The 12,560-nt window shown below is 65.7% G+C and carries 14 protein-coding genes; 12 read left to right on the top strand and 2 right to left on the bottom strand.

Translation table 11 applies throughout. The annotated features are described in order from the left end of the window. Window positions 1-12 precede the first annotated feature (12 nt). The 4 genes from ASF30_RS12580 (at window position 13) to ASF30_RS12565 (ending at window position 3,795) form a co-directional block, all read left to right on the top strand. The gene (locus ASF30_RS12580) at window positions 13-1,089 is read left to right on the top strand and encodes a hypothetical protein (protein ID WP_055907008.1); all 1,077 of its coding nucleotides are present in this window, start codon (window positions 13-15) and stop codon (window positions 1,087-1,089) included. Continuing rightward, on the top strand, window positions 1,086-2,147 hold the full coding sequence (locus ASF30_RS12575) for an AAA family ATPase (protein ID WP_055907005.1): 1,062 nt from the start codon (window positions 1,086-1,088) through the stop codon (window positions 2,145-2,147). Before ASF30_RS12580 ends, ASF30_RS12575 begins: the two co-directional genes overlap by 4 nt. 101 nt (window positions 2,148-2,248) lie before the next feature. Next, entirely contained in the window at window positions 2,249-2,923 is a 675-nt protein-coding gene (locus ASF30_RS12570; protein WP_055907002.1) for a hypothetical protein, read from the top strand. A gap of 23 nt (window positions 2,924-2,946) precedes the next feature. After that, entirely contained in the window at window positions 2,947-3,795 is an 849-nt protein-coding gene (locus ASF30_RS12565) for a hypothetical protein (protein WP_055906999.1), read from the top strand. 17 nt (window positions 3,796-3,812) lie between these two features. Here ASF30_RS12565 and ASF30_RS12560 read toward each other — a convergent pair whose 3' ends face one another. After that, window positions 3,813-5,501, bottom strand: a complete 1,689-nt coding sequence (locus ASF30_RS12560) for a hypothetical protein (protein WP_055906997.1) — start codon at window positions 5,499-5,501, stop codon at window positions 3,813-3,815. 121 nt (window positions 5,502-5,622) lie between these two features. On the opposite strand from ASF30_RS12560, the gene ASF30_RS12555 reads away from it, so the two are divergent. Continuing rightward, complete coding sequence (locus ASF30_RS12555; RefSeq protein WP_055906994.1) at window positions 5,623-6,801, top strand: M23 family metallopeptidase; 1,179 nt, start codon at window positions 5,623-5,625, stop codon at window positions 6,799-6,801. 24 nt (window positions 6,802-6,825) lie between these two features. Here the strand turns inward: ASF30_RS12555 and ASF30_RS12550 are convergent, their stop codons facing one another. Beyond that, complete coding sequence (locus ASF30_RS12550) at window positions 6,826-7,269, bottom strand: hypothetical protein (protein WP_055906992.1); 444 nt, start codon at window positions 7,267-7,269, stop codon at window positions 6,826-6,828. 160 nt (window positions 7,270-7,429) lie between these two features. Here ASF30_RS12550 and ASF30_RS12545 point away from each other — a divergent pair, with 160 nt between their 5' ends. The 7 genes from ASF30_RS12545 (at window position 7,430) to ASF30_RS12515 (ending at window position 12,463) form a co-directional block, all read left to right on the top strand. Next, window positions 7,430-8,110: a hypothetical protein gene (locus ASF30_RS12545; protein WP_055906990.1), complete on the top strand. Its 681-nt coding sequence runs from the start codon at window positions 7,430-7,432 to the stop codon at window positions 8,108-8,110. A 33-nt stretch (window positions 8,111-8,143) separates the two neighbouring features. Beyond that, on the top strand, window positions 8,144-8,791 hold the full coding sequence (locus ASF30_RS12540; RefSeq protein ID WP_157497347.1) for a hypothetical protein: 648 nt from the start codon (window positions 8,144-8,146) through the stop codon (window positions 8,789-8,791). Window positions 8,792-8,832: 41 nt separating this feature from the next. Next, complete coding sequence (locus ASF30_RS12535; RefSeq protein WP_055906984.1) at window positions 8,833-9,528, top strand: hypothetical protein; 696 nt, start codon at window positions 8,833-8,835, stop codon at window positions 9,526-9,528. Window positions 9,529-9,602: 74 nt separating this feature from the next. After that, entirely contained in the window at window positions 9,603-9,923 is a 321-nt protein-coding gene (locus ASF30_RS12530) for a DUF732 domain-containing protein (protein ID WP_055906981.1), read from the top strand. A gap of 188 nt (window positions 9,924-10,111) precedes the next feature. Continuing rightward, window positions 10,112-11,041 (top strand): cation diffusion facilitator family transporter, encoded by a 930-nt coding sequence (locus tag ASF30_RS12525; RefSeq protein ID WP_055906978.1) that lies wholly within the window; start codon window positions 10,112-10,114, stop codon window positions 11,039-11,041. 78 nt (window positions 11,042-11,119) lie between these two features. Next, window positions 11,120-11,863: a hypothetical protein gene (locus ASF30_RS12520; protein WP_055906975.1), complete on the top strand. Its 744-nt coding sequence runs from the start codon at window positions 11,120-11,122 to the stop codon at window positions 11,861-11,863. Between the two features lie 87 nt (window positions 11,864-11,950). Next, on the top strand, window positions 11,951-12,463 hold the full coding sequence (locus tag ASF30_RS12515) for a hypothetical protein (protein ID WP_055906973.1): 513 nt from the start codon (window positions 11,951-11,953) through the stop codon (window positions 12,461-12,463). Window positions 12,464-12,560 lie beyond the last annotated feature (97 nt).

Genomic DNA, 12,560 nt, shown 5'->3' with positions numbered 1-12,560 from the left:
CACCTACGGCGTATGGGAAATCAGAAGACATTCACCGGCCCCGCCACCGTCGACCGGAACGGCGCCGGCCACGCCGCCGCCAACAGCACTGCGAAGCCAGGCACATTCGTCAGCCACGTCCTGAGCGACGCCGACTTCGGCGAGCTCACCTCAACGGCCGCCGGCGGGTACGACACCGTCGAGGTCAACGAGCACGGCACCACTCAATACTTCAAGACCTCGGCAGACGGCTCCCGAGCTCTGCACCGCGAAGACGGCCACGCAGTCGTTTACCGCGACGGCGGCGGGTACTACATGCTCGACGGCAACTACCTGTTCGAGCCCTTCTCCGACGACGTCAAGCTGGAGCTCCGCTACACCCACACGGACGCCGACGGCATCCGCACCCAGTACTGGGCCTACGACGAAGACGGCCACTCCTGGGAAGCCCACATCGAAGAGGGCGGCGTCCACCGCTACTTCCACGACGGGCAGCCCCACCGACTCGGCGACCCCGCCGTCGTCCACCCGGACGGGTCAGAGGAGTGGTGGCGCGACGGAGTGAAGTACGACATCTTCGCCGAAGGTGACGAGTACCTCGGCGACGCCTGGAATGGACAGTTCCGGGGCGCAAAGTACGACGGCACCTACCCCGACGTCGCCAAGGTCGCAGCGAGCGTCCGCCAGGACTTCAAGTACGCCCAGAAGGCCGGACTGATCCCAGACCACGCCACCTGGACAGTGAACACGGACAAGTACGCCGGCGGGCAGTCCATCCACGTCGTCATCAACGGCCTCACCGACGCGGAAACCCGCGACCCGAAGGAGTACGCCCCGTACGCGTTGAACGACCGAACCGCACGGATGGAGAAGCGACTCGAGGCGATCATCGAACAGTACGGTCGTCACACCATCGACCGCGGCGGCGACTACACCCGAGCCAGCGGCTCGTTCATCCCGTTCGTCCGCACCGCCACCGACCGCGACCAGGAGTACGCAGCCGCCGAGAAGGCGAAGGCCTCTGCGAAGCGCGCCGCTGCGAAGAAGGCGAAGGCGGAAGTCGCCGCCATGTCCACGGATGAGATCGCGAAGGCGTTGGGCCTCCGATGACTCTCACACAAGCACACCAGAGCTCCCGCGATCTCGCACAGCCTCCGCGCGTCTACCTAACCCGCGGGATCCCCGGCTCCGGAAAGACCACCTGGGCGAAGCTGCAGGAAGCATCGTCGGATGGTCACACCGTCCGGGTGAACCGGGATGACCTCCGCTTCGACATGTTCGGAACCTACTGGGGTCCGGAGATCGACGAGAACCAGGTGACCCTCGCCTCTGAGGAGCTGGTCCGACAGGCTGTCGCCGCCGGCCACGACGTCATCCTCGACAACACCCACGTGAAGACCGGCTCGTTGCATGACACTGCAGCGTTCGCGAACAGCTTGGGCGCGATCGTCCACGTCATCGACTTCCCCATCCCCGTCGACGTCGCCATCGCTCGTGACGCAGCCCGGATCGCCGCAGGCGGCCGCGGGGTCGGCGAAGGCGTCATCCGCACGCTGGAGAAGGTCCGGAAGGACAACCACGACAACCTCCCCGTCGGGGTGTATCACGCCGCGAATCTGCGCGCCATCCCGAGCTACATCCGCCCGACCGCCCAGGAGCAGGACATCACGCCGCGCCGTCGACGCGACGAGCTGATCAGCGGCGCCGGCTTGGCCGGTACCGACCCGACCGACGAACAGCTCACCGAAGCGCTCCACAAGCAGAACGACCTGGCAGTCACCAAGCTGCAAGGGATCGTCGACCGCGCACGACGCGTGGCCGCTCCTTCGGAGGACCAGGGCCGTCTCGGCGATGGGACGTTCACCTTCAAGCAGGGGCTGCCGATCGATGACGCCGCCCGCCCTGTGAACGCAGCGGCGAATGAACGCATCGACGTGCGCGAGCACCGCGAGCTGACGATCTCCATGGTCACCGAGATGCTGCACGGAGATGACAGCAACGACTGGGCTGGCGAGATCGACGACCTGGAAGCCGCGATCGACGACCCGATGCTGCTCCCGTCCGTAACCGACACCGTCATCGGGTTCATGTCCACCGACAAGTCGAACGACTGGTCGCAGGAGATCCAGATGCTGGAAAACCTCGCCAGGACCGCTCCCACCGCCTAGTCGCCACATGTCTCCCCGGCGCGGCGAAACGCCCGGACCGACACAGCCGGAATCCGCCCGCACACATACGGATCCGAAACCGTAGAAGGAGCACAACCGCTATGCCATCGAAGACCAGGAAACTGTTCGGCCGGAGCCTCGCCGAGTTCGAAGCCGCACGCGACCGAGACCCGATCACCATGCAGTTCAAGAAGGTCGTCGGTCACCCCGCCGATGCCTACTTGGAGTTCACCGACGAGGACCACGACTACACCCGCCCCTTCGCGGACTTCGACGAGTACCCGATCTACGTGCCGGACGCTGCTGAATACGCACGCCTCGACGCTCTCGCCAACCCCCACCTCGAGCTGGGAGAGATCACCGAAGCGGCCCAGTTCGAGCTGGGCCGACGGAACACGTACAAGTCCGCCCCGGCCCTCGCCGCGATCGCATCGCACCCGTCCGCCGACTGCGGGCTGCTGCACGCCATCACTCAGCACACTGGGCTTGCCCACCTGCCTGTCCGAAACGCCGCAGCCGTCCACCCTGAAGCAAGCGTGGAGACACTGACTCGGTTCTACCAGGAGGCCGTCTCCAACTTCTACGCCCACCGGGAAGGCGTCGCCGCCGGCATCGACGAAGCGAAGGTGTCGTTCTCACGAGTCGCCGAGCACATCGGTTTGGTCTCCAACGTCCTCGCCGCCCGCGGAGTCGCCGACATCGACGGTCGCCCCTGGGCTGACGTCGCACACGTCCATGACCTCGCCGCGTCCGTCGCTGACCTGTACGACTACTGATTGGCGCCACACACCTACATCGCATGCCGAAAACCAAGAAGACCCCGACAGTTCCATCCGAGACCCGCTTCATCCCGGGCTACGGCCTGTGCGTGAAAGGTTCAGACGGCAACATCCGTCGCGCCCAAGGCAAAGGTGGAGGCGTGCCTGCTGCAGCCTGGCACGGTGCAGCACCACACGACGCGTCGACCACCGTCTTGGATTCAACCCCGGTCCTTGCCGACGAGATCGAAGTCGACTTCTCATACGAAGCTGCCGACGTTGACCCGTCCGACGTGCCGGCGAAGACCGATGTGCTGTCCCGCGGCTACCGATACACGAAAGCCGGAGATGACGAATGGTGGATCGACGGTGACCCCACCCGTGTTGTCGACGACCAGTACCTCCGCAACCAGACCCGCATGAGCGGCTCCGCCCTCAGCGTCGTCGGCTCAGCCGAGGACCACGTCCTGCAGGCGCGCCTGGCCTCCGAGACTGTCGTCTCCGGGCTCATCCAGATGCCGGCATGGGACGAGCTGTCCGAAACTGATCCGGCAGAGAGCCCATGGGCGCCGCCCGGAGGTCTCCAGCCTGCGGCAACCGCACCTGGCGGCCCGAAGTTGATCACCATTCCGGAGCACCTGAAGCCGGCACCCGCACCGCGGGAGCGGATCGCTCCTGTCGGGGAGGTCCCGGTTCCGCCGCTGCCTCCGTGGCGCCCTGCCGCAACCCAGCCGGTCATCTACGACCTGCCGCCTGTTCCGCCCCTTCCGGAGCGGACGCCGCTCGTCCTGGCCGACGTCCCGGCGTTGCCGCCCCGATCCGAAACCGTGCCCGCGCCCGCGCCCGCGTCGAAGCGACGCACGCTGCTGTCGTTCCTCCGACGCGGCTGAGCCGGCGCAGGAGCAATTCAGGGGCGGAGCTGAGCCCAGCTGCGCATGTGCTCCACGGTCACACCCTTGAACCCGGCGATGTTCTTGAACGCGGTCTTCACCTTCTTCGCTTCGGTGTTGAGGGCCTTGGCTCCTTCTTCGTAGAAGGTGAACTCCGGGCCGATGTTCACAGTCACGGGGTTCTCCGTCTCTACACCAACCGTCCACGGCTTGCCTGACGCTGCCATCTTCGCTACAGCCGGGGCTGCGATCTGGATGATGCCGCCCGCGCCGTCTGCGTGGTCGATGAACACGACGACTGCTGCTGAGTCGATGTGGGGGAGGATGACGTCCATTGCGGACTGGCCGCCGGCGTCGGTGACTGCGAGCCACCACGGGAGGTCGGAGTTGACGGGGACGGACCCGCCGATCTCTGCACGGGTCGCATCGAACAGCGTTGCGAGCTTCGGGGCGTACACGGAAGCGTCGTAGCCGAGAACCCACGGTTCGATGTCGAACTGGATGCCGTCGAAGTCTCCTGATGCCAGCGCTGATTCAGCCCAGGTTGCCGCGAGGATGGGGGAGTCGACCCAGGTGTTCTCGCCGCCGAGTGCGTACGCCTTGATGCCGCGGTTGTGGAGCGCTTCGACGGTGTTGTGCACCCAGTCTCGGATCGGGCCGGCGTTGGATGCCGCCCAGGGCACTGACACGTTCACCGAGGTGAGCCTCCGGGCGGAGGCGAACTTCGCGATGTTCTCGGGGGTCATCTCTCCATATCCGTTGCCGCGGGCGTCGGCGGTCGGTGCAACTGAGTTGCCCCACGCCCACATGCTGACGATCGCCTGTCCGCTGGTCGATGTCGGGCAGGTGAGGTCTGCACCGACAGCGTCAAGGAAAGCCTTCGCGGTGTTGATCTCCTCGGGGAGCGTGCACAGCACCTTCTGTCCGCCGTACACCTGGACGGCGCCGACGTACACCTTGTCGAATGTGACGACTCCGACGCGCTTGCCGAAGTTGACGTCGCTGCCGCTGGGCTGTGCCTGACCGTCGTCGAAACCGATGGAGAACTGGGTGTTCGAGGCGGGCTTCACGGTGGGAGCCACATCCGTCCACGGTGCGGTGATCTCGGGGTGCGCGGCGCGGGTGTTGTTGAACCCGGGGTCGGTGACAAGACCTCGTTCGATCGCTCCGAGGTTCGGGGCAACGGCGTAGTCGTTGGCGGTCCCGACGATCTCTTTCAGGTACTGGCCGGAGCCGGGCATTGAGACGGCGACTGCCGGCAGTTGGGCGAGCACGTCTGAGAACGGGACGCAGCTGGATGTGTCGGTGACCCCGTACTCGTACTTCACGGGCTTCGGGTTGGTCGACGTGACGTAGAACGTCTCTGTCGTGGCCGACCGTGAGGCTGCGACGTAGCAGCTGCCGTCCTCGTTCGCATCTACGGCGACGCCGGTGGGGTCGTGCAGGTACTGGCCAAGCTGGTCTGTCGACTTGAATGCATGGTCATCTCCGGCTCCCCGCTCCGCTGACTCCGCATCCATGACGGCACCTAGCGACTGCTTTGCGGCCTCATCCTGCGCCCAGGGGACCACGGCGAAGAGCGACGTTGAGATCACCCCTCCGACGATGGCGATGACGAGGACACCGACCATGATCGACGCCAAGTCGATCGCGGCCCTGACGTTCGAGATCAGACGGCGGGCAGGGATACGGGCGTTGCGGTACACGGGAAATGCCTTTCGGGTTCACCGCGGAGACATGTGGCAAACCTCGGCATCTGAGGACTTGCCACATGTCTTCATGTCGCCGTCCACCCGCCCGGCACACCCCACCCAGGAGCACCAATCCATGCCCAACCGCACCAGCCGGATCGCCGCGTCCGTTGTCGCTGCAGTCGCAGTTGTGCTCCTTGTCGCTACCCCGGCAGCTGCCGACACCGCACCGAACTGGGACGATGTCCTTGCAGCGAAGACCTCCACCGAACAGACAGTGGCGAAGGTCGGCCAGTTGCAGGCGCTCCTCGCCAAGCAGCAGGGGAAGGCAGCCGCCGCCCAGAAAGCCGCAACAACCGCCGCGGCCGCGTTGGAGGAAGCGCAGCAGAAGTTGGACGCTGCCGCGGAACGGTCAGACACCTTGCAGGTGAAGGCGGATGCCGCCCGACGTGAAGCTCGCCGCACCGAAGCTCAGGCCGGGAGGATCGCAGCGCAGATGTATCGGGGTGGCGGGGACCCCTCGGCTACCACCGCGAAGCTGTTCCTCAGCGATGAGGGTGGCGCCACCGAGATGCTGTCGAAGTTGGGTCGTCTGTCGAAGCTGGCTGACGGCACCGCCGACCTGTATGAGTCCGCGACCGTAGCGTCCAAGACTGCGGACGCACTGGACCGGAACGCTTCGGCCGCCGAGGCCGCCACGAAGAAGCTGCGGGACTCCACGAAGAAGAAGCTCGCCGAGGCGACCGCCTTGCAGAAGGCCGCTCAGGCTGCTGTTACCGCTCAGGCGGCTCAGGTGGCCCAGATGGTGGAGCAGCTGAAGTTCCTGCAGGCGACGGAGACAGCGACTGTGGCTGGGTTCTCCGGAACAGCTGGGCTGCCGGGGATCGTGCAGACGTCGGGGTGGGCCCGCCCCGCCGCTGGCAGCATCACAGACCGGTTCGGCCCCAGGTCTGTCATCTGCACCGCCGGGGGCTGCTCCGGCGGCACCCATTACGGGACCGACCTCGGCGCTGCGTGCGGCTCCCCGATCTTCGCTGCGTACTCCGGAACGGTGGTGTGGGCTGGTCCCCTCGGCACGTACGGCAACTTCATCAGGATCTCCCACGGCGCCGGAACGGAGACCGGGTACGCCCACATTGTCGATGGCGGCATCTACGTGACCGTCGGGCAGCATGTGACCGCCGGGCAGAACATCGCCTCCGTCGGATCGACGGGTGCGTCAACCGGCTGCCACCTGCATTTCGAAGTGTTCCAGGACGGCGCCCGGATCAACCCGCAACCGTTCATGGCTGCGGTCGGCGCAGGCCTCGGCTGAGCTGAGCCTGGCTTCCGGCGCGTGTCAGCTGGCCAGCATCCGCTCTTTCAGCGTGGCTAGGGCGATCGCCAGCTGAACGAATGTCGGTCGGCTGTACCCGCCGCGGACCATGACGAACGGGGCGGTTTCGGTGTCGTGCACTCCGGCGCGGACCCAGTCACCGTCGATGATCAGCACCAGGCTGTTCATGTCGGTCCGTCCGGTGGTCACAGCTTCGGCGTGCTCGGCGATCATCCACGACACCTGCTGAACCATCGGGGTGGGGATCCTGTCCCGGTCTCCGGCGGCCCGGCCTCGGAGCTCTGCAGTTTCAGCTCCGAGCTTCCGGATCCGGGCGGGGCTCTCCATGAACCGGGTCTGCCATCCTGTGTACACCAGGCCGGCCAGCAGGCGGCTGGTCAGCTGTACCGCTCCGTCGAGGCCGGTGATCTCGGACAGGTAGTCGCGGTCGAGGGTCTGTTCTGCCAAGGATGGCCCTTCGTGTCGTGGGTGGGGATGGTGAGCATCCCAGCACCTCCCGACATCGAAGCTTTCAGGCTGCTCTCTGTCGGTGAAGATGAGCGGGTAAGGGCTTGCTTTTACCGGTCCGCGCGCGATTCACCCAGGCCGGCCACACACCTACGTCTTCATGCCGATCAATGACCCGCGCTACACCGCCCCCGTCACCTTCTCGAAGAAGTCCGGCACCGTCCACGACGCCCGCACCGGCCAGTTCCCCACCCTCCGTGAGGTCCCCGGCGAAACGCCCGTCCTCAGCTTCATCGAACCGTCCCCGACCGCAGCCCGGCGCCGCGCCGTCCCGTACGAGAAGTACAACCACCGCCACGAAGGATCCGTCCGCATGGACGCACTGCGGAACCCGGAACTGCTCGGCGACGAGCTCGAGCAGATCGTGTTCCGTGAGCTGTCACGGAAAGACAGGCTGCACTTCGACGAGGTGAAGATGATCGCGTCCGAGCACCCGAACTCGTCGCGCACGCTCCTCGACTTCATCAGCTCCGGCGGCGCCGCAGGACTCGGGATCCGGGAGAACGTCCTCCGCCACCCGAACACGTCCAACGAGACCATCCAACGCCTCCGCGTCGACGGCTTCGCCGCCTACCAGAACGCCATCGACTCCATCTCCGACGCCACCGACGCCGACGAGCTCAACGCGGCCTACTGGAAGCTGGAACGCTCCACCGGCCACCTCGCCGGGGTCGCCGCCGTCCTCGCCAGCCGGAACGTCGACAACGCCGTCATGCACTGGAGCCGAGAGGCAACCCACTACCAAGCCCTGAACCAGCAGGCCAAGCGGCAACAGGCCTGAGTGCCACCCGACTTCACCACCGAAAGGATCATCATGAACCCCCAACGAACCCTGCCGAAGAACGAGGTGGCCTGCCCGCACCCGGAAGCTTGCGGCGTCAAAGCCTCACACATGGCCGGATCCAACGACGAGCTGCTGTGCTCGATGCGCGGAGACCGCGCCCGATCGGCCGGACAGTACCGCGGAGTGGTTCTCACAATGGACGGTGTCGTGGAACGACAGCAGATCCTGCCGGTGACTGCAGACCCGATCGCGAACATCGAACTGGTCGGGAGGATCCGTGAAGCGATGGCCGTGCGGATGGACGACGTCGACCCTGTCGGAGCTGCGATGCGAACCGCTGCTGTCGCCGACACCCTCGACCAGCACGGCGACGGGCTTCGGGACATGCTCACCCAGATGAGCAGCATCGAACATGACATCGACGACGGCCCAGCAGCATGGGTGCAGAAGATCATCGATACCCTCGACGCCCCCACCGGAACCGACGACCCGTTCGACGAAGCCCGCGTGAAGGTGGAACGAGTGAACGACATCGCCGCCGACCTGGACGACCTCGACACCGAAAACCGCAGCAGCCGCCGATTCGACGGGGACTCGCTCGCGATCGGGGAGATCCTCCAGGACCTGCGCATCATCGCCGACGACCACGACCTGGAAACCAACCGGCGCCGCAGGTAGGCCACACACCTACGTCTCTGACCACAAAGGAAAGGCATCACATGTCGGACGGAACGTTGACCGGGGCGGAGCTCGTTGAGCACCACCAGAAGCACCCGCACGCGAAGGACGGGAAGTTCCGCCAGGCGCAGCACACCGCAGGGGAGGAGATCCCCGTCGGCGGGCACCTGCCGGAGTCGGTGTCGCCGGTCGAGAACCAGTTCATCCGTCCCGGTCGGGTGTTCTCCCCGTTCCCGGCCTACGACGGCCGAAAGTCCGCCGACGACCGCATGCACGCCCTCTCCAACCCGGACTTGACCGCGGAGGAGATCGAATCGGCTGTCAGCCGCGAGCTGAACCGGAAGGACGTCTACAACCGTCCCCGCGTCCGCTTCATGGCAACCGAACTCCCGAACACCGGCGCTGGAACCTTGGCGAAGCTGGTCGACGACGTGCACGCCGGCCCCGGCATCCTCGAGAAGGTGATCCGCCACCCGAACGTGTCCACCGACTCCGTCGAAGGTGTCGCGGAGCGCGCCGACAAGGAGTACTGGGAGTACATCGGCAAGGCGATGGAGAAGCCGGCAGAGGACCTGCAGAGCATCGCCGCCTGCTACGGGCACGCGTACAACCAGCTCGTCCTCGCCCGCGACAGCGCCCTCATCCTGCAGCACCGGACGCAGGACCCGCACTGGGACGCTGAAGCTCAGCGGTACAGCCAGCTGATCGAACCGATCGAACGGTACGCGTTCCACTGAGGTTGGTGTCGGCGGCCACCCATAGCCTTCCCGAGGCGATCCAGCCGACACACAGCAAACCTGAAGGAAGCCTCTTGCGTAAACCCATCCTCGCCTTCGCGGCCGCAGCAGCCATCGTCCTCTCCCTCGCCGGATGCTCCAACGACGGAGCGCTCGTCGACGAGATGCGCTCCACCGGCCTCAACATCGACGGGCTCACCGACGAGCAGCTCGCCTCGATCACCCACTCCGGCTGCGACCGAGTCGAGCACTCCGACTCCTACAGCGGATGGGCGGAGCAGGTCTACGCCGAGAACCCCGCCGCCCTGTCAGCTGAAGGCGCGAAGAACGTCGCCACCCTGGGGATGCAGACCGCCTGCCCCGACAAGCTGGACCAGCTGGACCAGCTCGGCTGAGCCCATCAGAACAAGGAGAAGCCCGGCTGCCCACGAAGGCGCCGGGCTTCTTCCCTTGGACAGGAACCCGAGACCGCGTGAAAGCAGTCGAATCCGCCCATGGAGGTAGTGAAACCGTCACCACAACCGAAAGCCGAGAACGACATGAAGCACTCCAGCCAGGCCACGAACATCAAGGGGGCCAGCCTGTGAGCACCAGCGGAAGCAACAAAGCGATCTTCGCCGCCCTGTCCGCGAACCTCGGAATCGCCGTGACGAAGTCGATCGCCGCCGCTGTATCCGGCAGCGCAGCAATGCTCGCGGAAGCGATCCATTCATTCGCCGATTCCGGCAACCAGGTGCTGCTTCTCCTCGGCGGCCGCCAGTCACGCCGGAAAGCCGACGAGCACCATCCCTTCGGGTACGGCCGCGAACGGTACGTGTACGCGTTCCTGGTTGCTCTCATCCTGTTCACCGTCGGCGGCCTGTACTCCATCTACGAAGGCATCGAGAAGCTGTCCCACCCGCAACCGATCGAGGTGTGGCTCCTGCCCGTGATCGTCCTCGTCGTCTCGATCGGCCTGGAAGGCATGTCGCTCCGCACAGCGATGAAGGAATCGAACAAGCTGCGCGGCTCAGCCTCCTGGCCTCAGTTCATCCGCGACGCGAAAGCGCCGGAGCTCCTCGTCGTCATCCTGGAAGACTTCGCTGCGATCACCGGACTGATCCTCGCGCTGCTCGGCGTCGGCCTCACCGTGATCACCGGGAACGGCATCTTCGACGCTGCCGGCACCATCCTCATCGGAGTGCTGCTCGTCGGAGTCGCCATCATCATCGGCTTCGAGACGAAGAGTCTCCTGATCGGCGAGGGCGCATCCCCGTCCGACGTCGACGCGATCCGCGACGCCGTCCTGAACGGCGACGAAGCAGACCGGATCATCCACATGCGCACCCTGCACCTCGGCCCTGAGGAGCTGCTCGTAGTGGTCAAGGTCAGCGTCCCAGCCGGCATCTCCTTCGAGGAGGTCGCATCGTCGATCGACCTGATCGAAGCGCGCATCCGCGCCGCAGTGCCCAGCGCAAAGGTCATCTACATCGAACCGGACGTCTACCGGGACAGCGAGTTGGCCACCGCCTGACCTCGGCAGTGTGCGGAAGCCCGTGGAACTTCGGTTCTGCGGGCTTCCTGCATCCCCCGAGCCACACACCTAGATTGCATGAGCTTCAACCGAGAGAACGTCATCTGGCAGTCCCCGGACGGCACCTGGAACCGAGGGTTTTACACCGCCAACACCCACGACGCTTACGACGACGAGGACTACGACCCGGAATGGGATGTCGACTACGAATGGTCGTCGTTCCAGTGGGTGAGCACCGGCCACCCCTCCCAGGAGGCAGCGCACGACGCATGGCGGGGAAGCAACCCCGGCGGCCACAACGTCGTCTACGACACGCTGGAAATATCTGGGCTTGACGACATGGCCGCGAAGGCGCAGACCGACGGTGCGATCTATCACGGCCCCGCGAAGCGACGGCTTATCCAGTACATCGCAAAGGATCTGACCAACGCCCAGATCGAAGCGCACTCCTACAAGCTCGGCGGGTACGCGAACCTGCCCAACCGTCGCATCGCAGAGTGGACGAAGGAGCTCGACGCCAGGATGCGGACCGCGTCCGACGTGGAACGCAAGCAGGTCCGAACCGTGATGCGCGACGCCGGCCGACGGCTGACAGAGATGGCCGACGCGACGAAACTCCACCGCTACAACTGGCAGGGTCCCGACCGTGCGCCTGCGGTGGAAGCCGCCCGGAAACAGGCGGACACCTTCACCCGATACCGCGGACCCCAGAAAGCACCTGCAAGCCAGGGCTCCGGAGCAGCGCGGGCGAAGACCACCGGAAAGTCGACAGCAGGCTCCTACGCTCCCCGCGGCTTCGGTGCCCCCGAGATCACCCTCTAGGAACCGGTCCGCGCCAGAGCCAGCCACACACCTACGTCTCCGAAATAGGGCGGCCGCATTCCCGCCCGGAACAGAAGGAGATCGACCATGAGCACCCTGCAACTCGGCCTGAACCAGGTCCTCTGCACCAGCACAGCACCGAACCACCCGGACTGGCACTACCAGGACAAGGGGTGGGAGGACTGCTGCAAGCCCGGCGCCTCAACCACCGGAGGGCTCACACTCACCGTCGACGCCCCAACCGTGGAGATGACCGAGCGGAAGCTCACCACACCGTTCGGTGAAGTGTCGATGAGCGAGACGGTGGAGCCGATCGCGTTGCAGTCGCTGGCTGAGGTGCCCCGCGAGGTCGCCTCCCAGTTCGACTACATCGACGAAGGCGACGAGTCGTACGACATGCGCCTGTTCGAGCTCAACGGCTCCTGGTACGACGCCCACGAGTTCCAGGCGACGGAACACAACGCCGGCTGGGGATCCGGGTCGGAGACGTTTTCCAACGACGGATGGGCCGGCTACCAGCCGGACAGCGCCTTCTCCGCCACCGTCATCCGCTTCGACGAGGACAGCGACTACGTCCACGTCGGCCTCGCGAGCTGGTGACATGACCATGTCCATGCTCGCCACTGCTACTGGCCGCGTGAAGCGTCCCTGCACCACCTGTGTGGACTCGTTCCACTTCGAGGACTCACCCGCCTGG

The organism is Leifsonia sp. Leaf264 (assembly GCF_001422325.1).
Taxonomy (GTDB): domain Bacteria; phylum Actinomycetota; class Actinomycetes; order Actinomycetales; family Microbacteriaceae; genus Orlajensenia.
Note: the sequence above shows the minus strand (reverse complement) of the source record. Positions and strands in the feature narration are given on the sequence as shown.